Source organism: Streptomyces sp. NPDC021212, assembly GCF_044332925.1.
Classification (GTDB): Bacteria; Actinomycetota; Actinomycetes; order Streptomycetales; family Streptomycetaceae; genus Streptomyces.
The window spans coordinates 586922-602844 of record NZ_JBIRPZ010000001.1; the positions used below are offsets into that span (position 1 = coordinate 586922).

12 protein-coding genes are annotated in these 15923 nt (G+C 72.3%); 5 read left to right on the forward strand and 7 right to left on the reverse strand.

The window, feature by feature from the left end:
• Positions 1 to 46: 46 nt before the first annotated feature.
• Entirely contained in the window at positions 47 to 1933 is a 1887-nt protein-coding gene (locus tag ACH4SI_RS02290) for a glycoside hydrolase family 9 protein (RefSeq protein WP_398291573.1), read from the forward strand.
• A 90-nt stretch (positions 1934 to 2023) separates the two neighbouring features.
• The gene (locus tag ACH4SI_RS02295) at positions 2024 to 3394 is read left to right on the forward strand and encodes an NAD-binding protein (RefSeq protein WP_398291575.1); all 1371 of its coding nucleotides are present in this window, start codon (positions 2024 to 2026) and stop codon (positions 3392 to 3394) included.
• On the opposite strand, the gene ACH4SI_RS02300 is transcribed toward ACH4SI_RS02295, so the two are convergent.
• From ACH4SI_RS02300 to ACH4SI_RS02310, 3 genes are all read right to left on the reverse strand, one after another.
• The gene (locus tag ACH4SI_RS02300) at positions 3375 to 5360 is read right to left on the reverse strand and encodes a phosphatase PAP2 family protein (RefSeq protein ID WP_398291577.1); all 1986 of its coding nucleotides are present in this window, start codon (positions 5358 to 5360) and stop codon (positions 3375 to 3377) included. The genes ACH4SI_RS02295 and ACH4SI_RS02300 overlap by 20 nt on opposite strands.
• 120 nt (positions 5361 to 5480) lie before the next feature.
• Entirely contained in the window at positions 5481 to 6122 is a 642-nt protein-coding gene (locus tag ACH4SI_RS02305; RefSeq protein ID WP_398291579.1) for a YceI family protein, read from the reverse strand.
• Between the two features lie 581 nt (positions 6123 to 6703).
• Positions 6704 to 7621: a LysR substrate-binding domain-containing protein gene (locus ACH4SI_RS02310; RefSeq protein ID WP_398291581.1), complete on the reverse strand. Its 918-nt coding sequence runs from the start codon at positions 7619 to 7621 to the stop codon at positions 6704 to 6706.
• Between the two features lie 176 nt (positions 7622 to 7797).
• Between ACH4SI_RS02310 and ACH4SI_RS02315 the strand changes: the two genes are divergently transcribed.
• The 3 genes from ACH4SI_RS02315 to ACH4SI_RS02325 are packed head-to-tail and all read left to right on the forward strand — an operon-like array spanning position 7798 to position 11992.
• Positions 7798 to 8973, forward strand: a complete 1176-nt coding sequence (locus ACH4SI_RS02315; protein ID WP_398291583.1) for an NAD(P)/FAD-dependent oxidoreductase — start codon at positions 7798 to 7800, stop codon at positions 8971 to 8973.
• 45 nt (positions 8974 to 9018) lie between these two features.
• The gene (locus ACH4SI_RS02320; protein ID WP_398291585.1) at positions 9019 to 10422 is read left to right on the forward strand and encodes a 2-oxoadipate dioxygenase/decarboxylase family protein; all 1404 of its coding nucleotides are present in this window, start codon (positions 9019 to 9021) and stop codon (positions 10420 to 10422) included.
• 40 nt (positions 10423 to 10462) lie between these two features.
• Positions 10463 to 11992 carry an aldehyde dehydrogenase family protein gene (locus ACH4SI_RS02325; protein WP_398291587.1) on the forward strand — a complete coding sequence of 510 codons (1530 nt, stop codon included), beginning with the start codon at positions 10463 to 10465 and terminating at the stop codon, positions 11990 to 11992.
• A gap of 10 nt (positions 11993 to 12002) precedes the next feature.
• Here ACH4SI_RS02325 and ACH4SI_RS02330 read toward each other — a convergent pair whose 3' ends face one another.
• From ACH4SI_RS02330 to ACH4SI_RS02345, 4 genes are all read right to left on the reverse strand, one after another.
• Positions 12003 to 12887, reverse strand: a complete 885-nt coding sequence (locus ACH4SI_RS02330) for a fructosamine kinase family protein (protein WP_398291589.1) — start codon at positions 12885 to 12887, stop codon at positions 12003 to 12005.
• Positions 12884 to 13348, reverse strand: coding sequence for a low molecular weight protein-tyrosine-phosphatase (locus ACH4SI_RS02335; protein WP_398291591.1), 465 nt, complete (start codon positions 13346 to 13348; stop codon positions 12884 to 12886). The genes ACH4SI_RS02330 and ACH4SI_RS02335 overlap by 4 nt, the downstream gene beginning before the upstream one ends.
• 48 nt (positions 13349 to 13396) lie before the next feature.
• Complete coding sequence (locus ACH4SI_RS02340) at positions 13397 to 14947, reverse strand: carboxylesterase/lipase family protein (protein WP_398291593.1); 1551 nt, start codon at positions 14945 to 14947, stop codon at positions 13397 to 13399.
• A 108-nt stretch (positions 14948 to 15055) separates the two neighbouring features.
• Positions 15056 to 15910 (reverse strand): LysR family transcriptional regulator, encoded by an 855-nt coding sequence (locus ACH4SI_RS02345; protein ID WP_398291595.1) that lies wholly within the window; start codon positions 15908 to 15910, stop codon positions 15056 to 15058.
• Positions 15911 to 15923: the final 13 nt, after the last annotated feature.

Below are 15923 nucleotides of genomic sequence, written 5' to 3' on the forward strand. Positions count from 1 at the left end.
AAGCGTACGAAGCCCCAGGTCAAGCCGGATTCCTAGGCTCTGGGGCATGGCTATACACGTCGAACGACGCCCGCGCGTGCTGGGCGCGGCCGTCGCCGCGAGCCTGGCGCTGGGCGCCCTGGCCGCACCCCCCGCCGGGGCCATGGACCACCGGGCCCGGCCGGGTGCCGAGAAGCCCGGCCCCCGGTTCCACACCGGCTCGCCGGTGCGGGTGAACCAGGTCGGCTATCTGACCTACGGCCCCAAGAAGGGCACCGTGGTGACCGGTGCCACCAAGCCCCTGACGTGGACGCTCAGGGCAGCCGACGGCACGAAGCGGGCGAGCGGCGTCACCACCCCCGCCGGCGTCGACCCCAGCTCCCGGCGACACGTCCAGACCTTCGACTTCAGCAAGGTCACCGACGCGGGCCAGGGCTACACCCTCACCATCGACGGGAAGAAGAGCGAGCCGTTCACCATCGGCGACCGCCTCTACGGCTCGCTGCGCACTGACGCACTGGCGTACTTCTACAACAACCGCAGCGGCATCAAGATCGACAAGGATCTCGTCGGCCGGAAGTACGCTCGTCCCGCGGGCCATGACAAGAACGCTCCGCATCGCGGCGACACCGACGTCCCGTTCCGATGGCACGGGTCCGACTACCGGCGGAATGTCTCCGGCGGCTGGTATGACGCCGGTGACCAGGGCAAATACGTCGTCAACGGCGGCATCTCCGTGGCCCAGCTGATGTCCGCGTACGAGCGCACCCGCACCACTCAGGGTGTCGATCACGACGCACTGGGTGACGGCAAGCTGCGGGTGCCCGAGCGCGGCAACGGCGTCCCGGACATCCTCGACGAGGCGCGCTGGGAGATCGACTTCCTGATGCGCATGCAGGTGCCCCGGGGCGAGCCGTACGCCGGAATGGCGTTCCATAAGGTGCACGACAAGCGATGGACAAGGCTCCCCACGCGGCCGGACCAGGACCGGCAGCCGCGTGTGCTGCGCCCGCCGTCCACCGCGGCCACCCTCAACCTGGCGGCCGCCGCCGCGCAGTGCGCCCGCCTCTTCCGGCCCTACGACCCCGACTACGCCGCCCGGTGCCTGCACACGGCCCGGACCGCCTGGGCCGCGGCCAAGCGGCATCCGAAGGTGTACGCCAGTGACAAGGACTCCATCGGGGGCGGCGCGTACGGCGACCGCCACGTCGGCGACGAGTTCTACTGGGCCGCCGCCGAGCTGTTCCTCACCACCGGTGAGAACACCTACCGCACGGCGGTCCTCCACTCACCGCTGCACGGCGACGTCGACGCCCTCTTCCCGCGCGGCGGCGCCATGTCCTGGTCGGCCACCGCCGGCCTCGGAGCGCTCGACCTGGCCACCGTGCCCAGCAAGCTCACCCACGAGCAGCGCGCCGCCGCGCGCGCGATGGTGATCAAGGCCGCCGACCGTTACGCCGCGGACTCCGCGAAGTCGGCCTACGGCGTTCCGTACGCGCCCAAGGGCGGTCAGTACGAGTGGGGCTCCAACAGCCAGGTGCTCAACAACATGATCGTGCTCGCCACCGCGAACGACCTGACCGGCAAGGTCCGCTACCGTGACGCGGTGTTGCGTGGCATGGACTACCTGCTGGGCGGCAATCCGCTCAACCAGTCCTACGTCACGGGCTACGGCGAACGGGACTCGCACCGCCAGCACCACCGCTTCTGGGCGCACCAGCTCGACGCCAAGTTGCCGAGCCCGGCCCGCGGTTCGCTGGCCGGTGGCCCGAACTCCGGGCTACAGGATCCGGTCGCCGCCAAGAAGCTGAAGGGCTGCGCCCCGGCGATGTGCTACGTCGACGACATCATGGCGTTCTCCACCAACGAGATCACCATCAACTGGAACGCGCCGCTGGCCTGGGTGTCGTCCTATCTCGACGACGTTGAGCATATGTCTGACCAGCGACCCTGACCCTTTGCCATCTGTTCATGGTGGCGCGGGGGCCCCACCCCTAGCGTGTGCGGGCAAAAGCCAAGGTCGAGCGCGTCGAGGAGGAGCCGGATGCGGGAGGCGCAGCACACCCCCGACACGCTCGGTGAGCGGTACTTCGTCGTGATCGGCAGCGAGGTGGCGCGCAAGGTCTGCGGCTCCCTGCGGGCGGCCGGACACCGGGTGCGCCACTTCACCCAGCCCACCGACGAGGATCTGCGGCAGGCACTGGACCGGGAGGTGGCGGGCGTCGCGATCCTGCTGGAGGACGACGCCGAGTCCCTGCGCTACGCACTCGCGGTGGAACACATCCACCCCAAGGTCACCCTCGTGGTGACGATCTTCGACCGGACGGTGGCCGAGCAACTGGTGCGGGTGGTCCCGAACTGCCAGGTCACCTCCCCGGCCGATGTCGCCGCGCCGGTCCTCCTGGCGGGCTGCCTCCAGCCCGATCTGCTCGCGCTCACCAGGACGTCCTCGGGCCACGCGGGTGCCCGCTGGGACGGGGACACCGTGCGCCTCCAGCCGTACCGGCCACCGCGTTCCCTGCGGTACCGGGCGTGGCTGGGAAAGATCCGGGGGCAGCTGCGGCCGCACGACGGCAGTTCGCGGATCATGCTGTTGGGGCTCGGCGGACTGCTCGCGGTGCTGCTGACGGACTGGGTCTGGCTGGTGGCCCTGCACCACCGCACACCCGTCGAGGCGTTCTTCGAGGCGGCGCGCACCGTGTCCGCCGTCGGCCCGGCCCTCGCCCACGGTTCGCACGCGTATCTGATGTTCTCCGGCCTCGCGATGCTCATCACCATCGTGTTCACCGCCGTCTTCACGGCCGGTGTGGTCGACCGGCTGCTGGCCCCGCGGGCGGTCGGCATCGTGGGTCCGCGCGCCCTGCCCCGGGGCGGCCATGTGGTCGTCGTCGGCCTCGGCCAGGTGGGACTGCGGCTGTGCACCCAGTTGCAGGCCCTGGGCATCGGTGTGATCGCGGTCGAGCGGAATCCGGCGGCCCCCAACCTCCGGCTGGCCAAGGCGCTCGGGGTGCCCGTCGTCGTCGCCGACGCCACGGACCGGTTCGTGCTGCGCACCCTCCGCCTCGGGCGGGCGCAGGCGATGGCCGCGGTGGCGTCGGACGACCTGGACAACATCGCCGTGTCGGTGGCGGCGCTGGCCGTGGCGCCCGAGCTGCGCGTGGTGATGCGCGCGGGGGATCACGAGGCCATCGCGGAGACCCGGTCCCTGTTCAAGATCGGCCTGGTGCACGATCTGGGCAGCCTGAGCGCCGCGTACACCACCGCGAGCCTGACCGGGCTCCGGCCGCGCGGTGTGCTGTCCCACGACAAGCGGCTCCTGGTGGAGCGGGAGGACGGGTCGTTCCTGCCGTGGCCGCAGCCGGAGCGCTGCGGCCACCCGTTCGCCGATCCGAGGTCTACGCCAGCCGTACGGTGAGCGTGGTCCGGGAGTACGACGGCACGGCGGTGTACGTGTGCCCACCCCACCGGACCCTGATGGAGGCGAACCGGCCGTGCAGCCCGCCACGGGCGTGCAGCACCGTGACGCGGGTGTGCCGGGCGGGGGAGTGGCGGCCGTCCAGCCGGATGTCGAGGACGGTGTCGTCGCCGACTACGGCGGACCGGGCGACGTCGAGCGCGGGCGTACGGCCGTCGCCGGGGGCCCCAACCGCCTCCCGTACGCCGGTGTTCGGCACCACCTCCAGCGTGGCACCGGAGGCCAGGACGAGGCCCCGCCGCGCCCGTACCGCGCCGGGGGACGCGAGCCGCAGGGTGGCGCGGTGGACGTGGACCTCTCCGGCGCCCAGGGCCTCCGGCGACGCCGCGACCAGAGTGCCCGCCTCGACGCGGGTGCCGCCGGTGTACTGGTTGCGGCCGGTGAGGGTCAGGGCGCCGGTGCCCCGTTTGACGAGGCCGCCGTCGCCGGTGATGTCGTTGCGCCAGGCGTCGGCCGCGCCGAACCCGCCGTCGCTCCGGTTCATCTCCACCGTCACGTCGCGGTCGAAGGCCCCGTAACCGTCCGCCGCCGCGAAGAGGTTGAGCCGCCCCCACTGCTCGGGCCCCTCCAGCAGGGCGTAGCCGGAGGGCACGGCGGTGGTGCGCAGCACCTCTCGCCGCTGGCGCGCGGTGAGATAGGGCAGCCGGGTCTCGATGAGCACTTCGGCGCCCTTGGGCACGGTCATCTCACGGTGTTCGCCGCCCCTGGGCAGGACGTAGGTCAGACGTGAGGCGAAGGCGCGCGCGTTGGCGGCGCGATCGGCGTACGGATCGGTGTCCGTGCCCGCCGAGTGTGCGTAGGCCCAGAGCGTGTCCGCGGTGGTGCCGGTCCGGGCGCGGAGGTAGTCGGCGGCCTGCCGGCGCGCGGCGGCCTTGAGCCCGGCGTTGGCCGGGTCGTACAGCGCGGCGGCGGCCAGCGCGGTGGCCAGGATGCGGCCGCCGATGACGTCGAGGGCGGAGTGCATGCCGGACACGATCCGGGTGTGGGAGGCCGCGGAGGCGTGGGTCACCAGTTCCTGGAACCGCTCGGGTATCGCGTACGCCAGCGCCAGCCCGGCCAGATGAAGAGCATTGGTGTGACCGCTCGGGAATCCGCCGTCCTCGGCCGGTTTGGTGCCGCGTTGACGCAGCAACTGCGGGGTGACGGCCACCTCGGACGTGTAGACGGGGAAGCCGAAGGCGTCCGTGGCGCCTGTGGCGACGACCTCGCTGTGCTCCGTCATCCGCCACGGACGCGGGTACTGGTAGCCGTACTTGGCGGGGTTGCCCGACGCGTACGGGCCGCGCAGCGTCTGCACGAGCCGGACGACGTCGCCCAGGTCCGAGTCGGTGGCCCCGGCCCCGATGGCGGAACCGGCGGGCGCGCCGGGCGGCACGGCGTCGCCGACCGTGGTGGCCGGGGTGGTGTCCGGGGCGCTGGTGATGCTGGTGACGGCCTTGGCGCCGGTGCGGTAGACATCGGTGAGCGGGCCGAGACCGGCGGTGGCCGCGTAACTCTGGTCCTGCCGGTCGTAGATGAAGGATTCGCGGGCCTGCGCGTCGGTGCGCCGCGTGGTGAGGGCGATCGAGTAGCGCATGTTGGCGCGCAGCACGTCGGCCGCGAGCGGGGTGCCGTTGTCCCAGGCCGTGCCGGTGTGCCAGAGCCGCTGCACACCGCTCAGGATGCGTAACGCCGCGTTGGTCTCGGGGGTGAGGTTGGCCGTGGTGTTGGTCCGGTAGTCGTCGACGAAGGACCTGAGGGCCCGCTCGGCCGTCTTCTCCGCCGCCCGGGCCTGGGCGGCGGGCAGGAGGGACAGCGCCGTCGGGACGGCGATCAGTCCCGCCGGGAGGGAGGCGGATCGCCGGAGGAAACCCCTGCGGTCCAGGGTGGGTTCCGCGGACCGGCAGGGGGAGGTACGCGCCGTCATGCTGCCCTCGCGATTCTCGTCGTAAGCGCTTGCGATGCGTTGACGCGAAGGAAGTGTAGAGGCCCCCATGGCAGGTGGCGCCGCCGGGCGGCGGTTGTCATGGAGGCGTGGGACGCGGGGTCAGCCCTCGGAGGGGGTGCGGATGGCCGCGATGTCGAACTGGAGGCGGACCTTCTCGCTCACCATGGCGCCGCCCTGGGCCAGTTTGGCGCTGTAGGTCAGGCCCCAGTCGGAGCGGTTGATGGTGGTGGTGCCGTCGAAGCCGACCCGCTCGTCGCCGAAGGCGTCGGTGACGTGTCCGATGTAGGTCAGCTCCAGCACCACCGGGTGGGTGGTGTCTCTCATGGTGAGGTCACCGGCCATGCGGTACACGTCCTGGCCCGCGAGCTGTACGTCGGTGCTGCGGAAGCTGATGCGCGGATAGGTCTGGGCGTCCAGGAAGTCGCGGCTCGTCAGATGGGCGTCGCGCTGCTCGACACCGGTGTCGACGCTGGCGCTGGCCAGCACGATCTCGGCCCGGGAGCGGGCCGGGTTCTGGCCGTCGAAGTAGAGGCGGCTCTCATATTCGGTGAAGGCGCCGCGCACCGTGGTCACCATGGCGTGCCGGACGGAGAAACCGATCCTGCTGTGCGCCGCGTCGATGATCCATTCCCCGGTGAGGGCCGACAGCCCGGGGCCCGCCTGGGCGGCGGAGTCGGGAGACGCCGGGGCGTCCTGGGTGGCCGTGGGGCGGGGCAAAAAGTTGCGAGTAAAAAGTTTCATGAGGCATCTGGTTACTGCAAGAGTAAGGAGCGCTGCAAGTGCTGTTCTGGAACCGACCCGGGATTGCGAACGTCACCCTACCGCCTGGTCTGTAATTCCCCTCGCGAAGACCGGTCTCCTGGTCGCGGGACCGGCACCGGGTCTTCACAAGTAATCGGCGGATCCGGAGTGTCGAATGACGGCTGATCAGTGGACGAAATACTCTTTGAGCGTCGTGCCCGGTGTCGCATTCGGGTAACAGCGCTTTAACTTCGGCCTATGTGCCGTCACCTTTTATTCCACTTCTTCAAAAGATCTCCACCATCGCGTACAGCTGTAGTGGATCACGCGGGGGTGTCTCCCCGGCCCAGCCGGCTGGTCAGGTACGAGCCCAGGTGCGGCTGGTCCGCCACCGCGATCTCCGCGGCGAAGTCGGTGAGTTCGTGCCATCCGTGCCTCCCGCCGCCGAGCCGAGGTCCACGGCGCGTACGCGGAGCCGGTACAGCGGGCGTAGCCGGTCCAGGGGAGCGGCCGGGGACGCCACGACCAGGGCGAGGCTCCCTGGAGCCCCGCCCTGTGGCAGGCGGGGGAGCAAGGAACGCTTATGCTCGCCCGCCGCCCAGCCCCGACTGCGCCACGGCCCGCAGGACGTCGACCAGGGCCACCACGGTGGGACGGCGCTCCGCGGCACAGCGGAACACCACGACGATGTGTCGCTCGATCGTCTCGCGCAGCCGCACCACATCGAAGCGTGAGGGCCGCAGCCTGAGCATCAGATCCGTCACCGTGCTCACCCCCACCCCCGCCTCCACCAGCGCCAGTGTCGCCGCGGTGTCCGTCACCTCGTGCAGCACCTCGGGCTCGACGCCCGCCCGGCGGAAGGCGGTGCGCACGGCGCGCCCGTAGTAGCTGTCGGCGGACGGCAGGATCCACCCCAGGCCCCGGGTCTGCGCCATGGTGACGGTCTCCCGGCCGTCCATCGAACCGGTCGGCACCGCGAGCGAGAAGCGCTCCCGGTGCAGCCGCATCACCCGCAGGGCCGGATCGCGCGGGATCGGCACGTCCGGATAGTCGAGCCCGAGCGCGAGATCCACGGCCCCGGAGGCCACCGCGTCGTACACCTCGTCCACGTCCATGTCACGGCTGTGGACCGTCAACCCCGGATGGTCCTCGCGCGCCGTGCGCAGGGCCGGCGGCAGGATCTCGGCGGCGGCCGTGGCGAACAGGCCGACCAGCAGCGTGCCCGAGGCGTCGTTGCGGGTGCGCTCCAGCGCCTCGACCGCCTCGGCCTCCGTCGACAGGATCCGCTCGGCGTGCCGGGCCAGCGTCATCCCCGCGTCGGTCAGCTCCACTCTGCGTCCGGTCCGCCGCAGCAGCTCCATGCCGGTGGCCTTCTCCAGCGCGGCGATCTGCTGCGAAACCCCGCCGGGCGTATAGCCCAGCGACTCCGCCACCGCGGTGATGGTGCCGCGCCGGGTCAGTTCGACCAGGGAACGCAGCTGGGCACTCGTCCAATCCATATAGAGACCCTAATAGATCACGAGCAACAACTGTTCATAGACGTCAACGGTCGGATTGCTGCACGATGACCGGCAGATAGCTGATCGGCATCGTCCTGCACAGCGGCAGCCGCGCCGCGCCGGGCCGGAGACCCTGAAGCCGGCCCCGGCGCCCGCCTCGCGAAGGGATCGGCCACGTGTCCTCCTCGTCCTCCTTCCGCACCGTCCCGCCCGCCGCCGACGTCGTGATCATCGGTGGCGGTGTCATGGGCGCCAGCACCGCCTTCCACCTGGCCGAGGCCGAAGTGGCAAACATCGTCGTCGTCGAACGCGGAGAGCTGGGCTGCGGCAGCTCCGGCAAGCCCATCGGCGGCGTCCGGGCCCAGTTCTCCGACCCGCTCAACATCCAGCTCGGCAGCCGGAGCCTGCGCGCCTACCAGGACTTCCCGCACCGTCCCGGCGCCGACATCCGGCTCGACAGCGTCGGCTACCTCTTCCTGCTCACCAGCGAGCAGCAGGCGACGGACTTCGAGGTCTGCGTCAGGACCCAGAACAGCCTCGACGTGCCCAGCCGCATGATCGGCCCGCAGGAGGCACGCCGACTGTGCCCCTACGTCAGCACCGACGGGCTCGTGGCCGCCGTCTACTCGCCCACCGACGGCCACGCCCGCCCCGGGCTGGTCATCGAGGGCTACGCACGCGCCGCGTCCCGGGCCGGTGTCACGTTCGCCACGCACACCACCGTCACCGCCATCGAAACCGCCGGCGACCGGATCACCACCGTGCACACCGACCACGGGCCGATCTCCTGCGCCACCGTCATCTGTACCGCGGGCGCCTGGTCGGCGCAGATCGGCGACATGCTGGGCGTGAACCTCCCGGTGCGCCCGGTGCGCCGCCAGGTGGCCTTCACCGCACCGCTCACCCCGCCCGCCCCGCGCATCCCCTTCACCATCGACTTCTCCTCGACGGCCTACTTCCACAACAGCGACGACGGGCTGCTGTTCGGCCTCGCCGACCCCGCCCAGGCCGACGGCTACGACACCACCTGGACCCCGGAGTGGCTGGAGCTGTTCCGCGCCGCCGCCCGGCGCCGGGCCCCGGCCCTGGCCGACATGGAGACGGTCGACGGCTGGGCCGGGCTCTACGAGATCACACCGGACCACAACGCCCTGATCGGCCGCTCCGGCGAACTGGGCAATTTTCTTTACGCGACCGGGTTTTCGGGGCATGGCTTCCTCCAGGCACCGGCGGTCGGCGAGATCGTCCGCGACCTGTATCTGGACCGCACACCGTTTCTCGACGTCACACCTTTCAGCGCTGACCGCTTCACGGCCGGGGCGAAGGTCCGTCCCGAGGCCCATGTGGTGTGAACCGCCGATGTGGTGTGAACCGCCAACCGAAAGGCAGCACTCTCGATGACCAGCCGGACACATCGCCAGTGGCAGCTGCGCGCCGCGTTCGCCGCCCGGCTCTCGGACATGTACGGGCGGGAGGTCCCCGCCTACACCACCCTTGTGGACGTCTCCCGCGAGGTCAACGACGACGTGCTGCGCGCCCGGGGCGCCGACGCCGAGCGGCTGGGCTCCATCGGCCGGGTCACCGCGGAGCGCCACGGCGCGATCCGGGTCGGCACCCCACAGGAGATGGGCCAGGTCGCGCGCATCTTCGGCGCCCTGGGCATGCACCCGACCGGCTTCTACGACCTGCGCGAGGCCGCCGCCAGCGCGGTGCCCGTCATCTCCACCGCCTTCCGCCCCACCGACGGCGAGGAGCTGGCGCGCAACCCGTTCCGCGTCTTCACTTCCCTGCTCACCCCCGCCGACCCGCGGTTCTTCGACGCCGATCTGCGGGCCCGCCTGGAAACCTTCCTCGCAGGGCGTGAACTGTTCCCCCCGGAACTGCTCGCCCTCGCCGACCGGGCCGAGGCCGAGGGCGAGTTGCCCGAGGCGGAGGCGGCCCGCTTCCTCCACCTGGCCGTGCGGGCCTTCGAGCTGTCGGCCGAGCCGATCGACCAGGGCTGGTACGAAACCCTGGAACGGGTCTCCGCCGTCGCCGCGGACATCGGCGGCGTCCGCAGCACCCACATCAACCACCTCACCCCGCGCGTCCTGGACATCGACGAGCTGTACCGGCGCATGACCGACCGCGGCATCGAGATGATCGACACCATCCAGGGCCCGCCGCGCTGGGACGGCCCCGATCTGCTGCTGCGCCAGACGTCCTTCCGCGCCCTCGCCGAACCCCGGCCCATGCGCACCGCCGACGGCGACGTGAGCAGCGGGTCCCTGCGGGTCCGGTTCGGCGAGGTCGAGGCGCGTGGCATCGCCCTCACCCGCGAGGGCCGCGCCCTGTACGACCGGCTGCTGACCCGGATCGACCAGGACGCGGCCGCCCGACCCGAGGCGGACCGAGGTGACATCGCACGCGCGCTGTGGGCGGAACACGTCCCTGCCACCGAACGGCAGCTCGCTGGGCGGCAGTTGGCCTTCTTCACCTACCACGCGGTGCCCGACCGGCCACGAGATGGCAGCCGCCCGCCCGCCGACGTCGGCGAGCTGGTGGACCGGGGCTGGCTGCGCGCCGAACCCATCGTCTACGAGGACTTCCTGCCCCGCTCCGCGGCCGGCATCTTCCAGTCCAACCTCACCGGCGAAGGCGCACGCAACAACGACCACGCGGGCACCGCCTACGACAGCGCCTGGCTGTCCGGCGCCATCGGCCGCGACGTCCTCGACCCCTTCGCCCTCTACGAGCAGCAGCAGAACGCCTCCATCGCCCAGGCCGCCCGAGCGCTGCAACTCGACGGCCCGCTCGGCTGAAAACCCGGCCCACCCCACCCCACTTCCCGAGGGAGCATTCATGACCAGCACCGCCCTTCCCACCGCCGACGACCTGCGCGGCCGGGCCCGCACCGCCCTGGAGCGCGTCGGCGTGAGCGTCCCGGAGGGCAGCGGCCTCACCGCCCGCACCCCGATCACCGGTGACAACCTCTTCGAACTGGCCGCCGCGACCCCGGCCGACGCCGAGGAAGCCATCGCCGCCTCCCGCGCCGCCTTCCTCGCCTGGCGCACCACTCCCGCCCCCCGGCGCGGCGAACTCGTGCGCCGCCTCGGCGAGTTGCTGCGCGACCACAAGAGCGACCTGGCCGACCTGATCACCATCGAGGCGGGCAAGATCCGCTCCGAGGCGCTGGGCGAGGTCCAGGAAATGATCGACATCTGCGACTTCGCCGTCGGCCTGTCCCGCCAGCTCTACGGACGCACCATCGCCTCCGAACGCCCCGGCCACCGGCTCGCCGAAACCTGGCACCCGCTCGGCGTGGTCGGCGTCATCTCCGCGTTCAACTTCCCCGCCGCCGTCTGGTCCTGGAACACCGCCGTCGCCCTGGCCTGCGGCGACACCGTGATCTGGAAGCCGTCCGACCTCACCCCGCTGATCTCCCTGGCCTGCGACCGGCTCCTCGCCCAAGCCGCCGAGGACGTCGGCGCGCCCCGCGATGTCCACCGGCTGCTGCTCGGCGACCGCGCCATCGGCGAGAAGCTGGTGGACGACCCCCGGGTCGCCCTCGTCAGCGCCACCGGCTCCACCCGCATGGGCCGCGAGGTCGGCCCCCGCGTCGCCGCCCGCTTCGGCCGCAGCCTGCTCGAACTCGGCGGCAACAACGCCGCCGTCGTCGCGCCCTCCGCCGACCTCGACCTCGCCGTCCAGGGCATCGTGTTCGCCGCGGCCGGCACCGCCGGGCAGCGCTGTACGACGCTGCGCCGCCTCATCGTCCACCGGGACATCGCCGACACCCTCATCGCCCGGCTGACCGCCGCCTACAACAAGCTCCCCATCGGCAACCCCTTCGACGAGGACACCCTCGTCGGCCCGCTCATCTCCATCGCGGCCCTCGACGGCATGCAGAGCGCCCTGACCCGCGTCCAGGCCGAGGGCGGCAAGATCCTGGCGGGCGGCAACCGCCGCCTTGCCGAGGCACTGCCGCAGGCCGCCTATGCCGAACCCGTCATCGTCCGCGTGGACGAACAGAGCGACGTCGTACGGGAGGAGACCTTCGCCCCGATCCTGTACGTCATGACGTACGACACCCTCGAAGAGGCCATCGCTCTCCACAACGACGTACCCCAGGGCCTGTCGTCCAGCATCTTCACCCGCGACCAGCAGGAAGCCGAACTCTTCCTCTCCGCCGAGGGCTCCGACTGCGGCATCGCCAACGTCAACATCGGCACCTCGGGCGCCGAGATCGGCGGCGCCTTCGGCGGCGAGAAGGAGACCGGCGGCGGCCGCGAGTCCGGCTCCGACTCCTGGCGCGCCTACATGCGCCCGGCCACCAACACCATCAACTACTCCAGCGAATTGGCGCTGGCCCAGAACGTCAGCTTCCTCTGACGGTTGGCGGTCACCTAGCCAGGGCGGTCCGGGCCGCCGCGAGGGCCTGTTCGGCGTAGCCGCGTCCGAACAGCACGGCGTGCACCAGCAGCGGGAAGAGCTGGTGCAGCCCGACGCGGTCGGCCCAGCCCTCGGCGAGCGGCGACGCCTCCTGGTAGCCCTCCAGCACCCGGTCCAGATGCGGGCAGCCGAACAGGTGCAGCATCGCCAGGTCGGTCTCCCGGTGTCCGCCGTGCGCGGCCGGGTCGATCAGCCAGACCTGCTCGTCGGCGCCCCACAGCACGTTGCCGTTCCACAGGTCGCCGTGCAGCCGGGCGGGCGGCTCGGCAGGGCCGGCGAGGGCGGGCAGGCGCTCGCAGACGCGCTCGATCGTGGCGGCCTCGGCGGCGTGCACCGTACCGTCGTCCACCGCGCGGCGCAGATAAGGCAGCACCCGGTGCTCGGCGTACCAGCGCGGCCAGTCGCCGCCGGTGACGTTGCGCATCGGGGCGAGCCCGATGTACGCGTCCTCGGGACCGCCCGGCGGCGGGGCGCCGAACGCGGGCGCGCCGGACGCGTGCAGCGCGGCCAGATCGCGGCCGAACCGGGCCGCCGCCCGGGCGCTCGCCCGGCCTGCCGGGACCCGGTCTGTCACCAGCCAGCGCGCGTCGTCGCCGTGCACCACCGGGACGCGGACCGTGCCGCTGTCGGCCAGCCAGCGCAGCCCGGCCGCCTCGGCCGCCACCGCGCCGGGGTCGTCACCGCGCTTGACCATCACCACCTGCCCGCCGTCGAGGGTGACTTCGGCGAGCGCACCGGACATCGCGCGCTCACCGGTCACCGGACGTCCGGTGAGGCGGGCCGCCGCCGCGCCCGGGCCGTCGCCGATTCCGGCCGGGTCCGGAGTGGCGGTCATGCGTCCGCGCGCTCGCGCACCCAGGCGAGCAGGCCGGGCGTCGCGGCTTCGATCATGTCCAGCACCGTGTCGAATCCCTCCGGGCCTCCGTAGTACGGATCGGGAACGTCCAGGTCGCCCGTCGCGTCCGGGTCGAAGGACCGCAGCATGCGGACCCGCGACGGATCGTCGACCAGTCGGCGCAGCGCCCGCGCGTGGCCGCCGTCCATCGCCAGGAACAGATCGGCGTCCAGATGCTCGGCACCGACCTGCGCCGCGACATGCTCGACCGGATAGCCGCGCCGGACCAGCACCTCCCCGGCCCGTTCGTCGACGGGCTCACCGGCGTGCCAGGGGCCGATACCGGCACTGGTGACCCGTACCGCACCGTCGAGCCCCGCACGGCGCAGATGCTCGGCGAAGACCAGCGCGGCGGACGGCGAGCGGCAGATGTTCCCGCTGCAGACAAAGCAGATGTGCACGGCCCCCAGCGTACGGCCGCCCACCGCTGCCCCGTGGGACCGGGGGCGTTACGCGAGCAGCGGCAGGGCCGGGAAGGTGTGGTCCTGCCAGAGGAGCCGGGAGACCTCCTCCGGGTAGGCGGTGACCTCGGGGGCCGTGTCGAAAACCTGGGTCAGACGGCGGCCCGGGTCGTACGCGGGCCAGCCCGGGTCGCCCGTCGTGGCGAACGCGGTCCAGGCCGCGCGGAAGCGGGACGACAGCGCCTCGGCCTCCGGCGAGGGCCCGGAGCCGTCGAACAGCAGCAGGCCGAGGTCGGCGTCGAAGGTGCCGAACAGCAGCGGTATGTCCAGGCCGTGGCAGGCGCCCATGACGCCGCCGCCCGCCGGGGCGGGCCAGGTCAGCTCGTACAGGTGCGCGCGGCCGCCCCCGGCCACCTGGGCCTCGGCCAGCCGCAGCGAGGGCATGTGGAACAACCAGTCGGACTGGACCCGCTCGTGGAGTTCGGCGGGCGAGGCTTCGGGGAAGGCCGCACGGTAGGCCCGTTCGCCGTCCGGCCCCGGCCCGAACGCGCGCAGCGCCGCCGAGGCTTCCTCCTCACCGGCCTGTCCGAGCTGCTCGCCGAGGGCGAGGAACAGCCGGTACTCGTCCCGGTTGTGCCCGGCGATCAGCTCCACGTCGCGGGCCGTGCCCGCCGCCAGCGCCTGCCACGGGGTGGTCGGCAGCACCTCGCCGTCCACGACGGGCGCGAAGGGGGTCAGCGTGTGGACGACCTGCCCCCACCGCGCTTCGTACTGGCGCATCTTGGGGCCCAGCGCCTCGCCGGCCGAGGGAAGCCGGCGCGGATCCACCGTGGCCAGATCGGCGGCCGTCGGCCGCAGGCCCGCCTCGGCGGCGAGCGCGCCCGCGATGTCCCGGGCCAGCTCGCTCGAGAAGTACGTGCCCGGCACGCTCTGCGCGATGGCGCGCCGGAACAGCCCCGCCGCGCTCGGCATGGCCAGCAGCGAGGCGACCGATCCGGCTCCGGCCGACTCCCCGAACACGGTGACCCGGTCGGGGTCGCCACCGAACGCCGCGATGTTCTCCCGCACCCATTCCAGGGCCGCGACCTGGTCGAGCAGACCGCGGTTGGCGGGCGCCCCGTCGATGTGGGCGAAGCCCTCGATGCCGACCCGGTAGTTGAGGGTGACCACGACGACATCGCCGTCACGGGCGATGCGCTGCGCGTCGTAGCCGGGGCTGCCGGAGTGGCCGAGCTTGTAGGCGCCGCCGTAGATCCACACCATCACCGGTCGGTGGGCGGCCGGGTCCGGCTCGGGCGTCCAGACGTTGACCGTCAGCCAGTCGTCGCCCGTCGGCGCCTCCAGGACCCCGGCGCGGCCCATGAAGCCCGACTCCTGCGGGGGCGGCGGCCCGAAGGCGGACGCGTCCCGCGCCCCCTCCCAGGCGCGCACCGGGCGCGGCGCCTGGAACCGGGCGTCCCCCACCGGCGGTTCGGCGAACGGGATGCCGCGGAACACGGCCAGACCGTCCTCCCGGCGGCCACGCACCCTACCGGCGGCGGCGCCTACCACGGGCTCGGCGGATCCGGCCGCCGACGCGCGGGACTCGGCTGTCGTCATCGATGACTCCTCACGGTTCCTGGTGAACGCGTCTCTACATGTGTCTACACCGCTGGAGGGGACGGCGTTCCCGGGAGCGGCGTTCCCGGGGACGGCATTCCCGACCGGTCAGCCCGCGCGGTACAGCGCGGTGATCAGCTCGATCACCGCCTGTCCCGCGGGATGCGGATCGTCCCGCCACCAGGCCAGCCGCACCGCGATCGGCTCGGCGTCGCGCACCGGCCGGTATACGAGGCCGGGCCGCGGATACTGATGGGCGGTCGACTCCGCCGTCATCCCCACGCAGCGGCCCGTGGAGATCAGGTTGAGCCAGTCGTCGATGTCCGCCGTCTCCTCGGTGGCCGGACGGGAGCCGGGCGGCCACAGCTCGGGGGAGGTGGTGCCGGTCCGCCGGTCGACCAGCAGCGTGCGGTCGGTGATGTCGGCGAGCCGGATGGAGCGGCGCCGGGCCAGGGGATCGTCCGCCGCCATCGCGCACAGCCGCCGCTCCAACCCCACGATGGCGGAGTCGAAACGCTGATCGTCCAGTGGCTTGCGCACCACGGCCAGGTCACAGGCCCCCTCCGCCAGCCCGGCGGTGGCGGCGTTGACCCGGACCAGGTGCAGATCCGTCTCCGGATGTGCGGCGGCCCAGCGGCGCTGGAAGGCGGGGGTGTGGCCGCCCAACGCCGACCAGGCGTAGCCGATCCGCAGCCGGGTGTGACCGGACCTGGCCTCCCGCACCAGATCGTCCACCTCCCCGAGCACCCGCCGGGCCTGCGCCACCACCCGCAGCCCGGTGCCGGTCGGCGCCACCGTCCGGGAGGTACGCCGCAAAAGCCGCACCCCGAGGGCCCGTTCGAGCGACGCCAGCGTGCGGGACACCGCCGCCTGGGAGACCCCGAGCGCGATCGCGGCATCGGTGAACGTGCCCTCGTCCACGATCGCGACGAGACAGCGCAACTGCCGCAGCTCCACATCCATAACCCAAGCGTAT

What these genes read in the sequence shown, in the direction of transcription:
- ACH4SI_RS02290 (WP_398291573.1), top strand. Translation starts at nt 47, where the DNA reads ATGGCTATACACGTCGAACGACGCCCGCGCGTGCTGGGCGCGGCCGTC.
- ACH4SI_RS02295 (WP_398291575.1), top strand. Translation starts at nt 2,024, where the DNA reads ATGCGGGAGGCGCAGCACACCCCCGACACGCTCGGTGAGCGGTACTTC.
- ACH4SI_RS02300 (WP_398291577.1), bottom strand. Translation starts at nt 5,360, where the DNA reads ATGACGGCGCGTACCTCCCCCTGCCGGTCCGCGGAACCCACCCTGGAC.
- ACH4SI_RS02305 (WP_398291579.1), bottom strand. Translation starts at nt 6,122, where the DNA reads ATGAAACTTTTTACTCGCAACTTTTTGCCCCGCCCCACGGCCACCCAG.
- ACH4SI_RS02310 (WP_398291581.1), bottom strand. Translation starts at nt 7,621, where the DNA reads ATGGATTGGACGAGTGCCCAGCTGCGTTCCCTGGTCGAACTGACCCGG.
- ACH4SI_RS02320 (WP_398291585.1), top strand. Translation starts at nt 9,019, where the DNA reads ATGACCAGCCGGACACATCGCCAGTGGCAGCTGCGCGCCGCGTTCGCC.
- ACH4SI_RS02325 (WP_398291587.1), top strand. Translation starts at nt 10,463, where the DNA reads ATGACCAGCACCGCCCTTCCCACCGCCGACGACCTGCGCGGCCGGGCC.
- ACH4SI_RS02330 (WP_398291589.1), bottom strand. Translation starts at nt 12,887, where the DNA reads ATGACCGCCACTCCGGACCCGGCCGGAATCGGCGACGGCCCGGGCGCG.
- ACH4SI_RS02340 (WP_398291593.1), bottom strand. Translation starts at nt 14,947, where the DNA reads ATGACGACAGCCGAGTCCCGCGCGTCGGCGGCCGGATCCGCCGAGCCC.
- ACH4SI_RS02345 (WP_398291595.1), bottom strand. Translation starts at nt 15,910, where the DNA reads ATGGATGTGGAGCTGCGGCAGTTGCGCTGTCTCGTCGCGATCGTGGAC.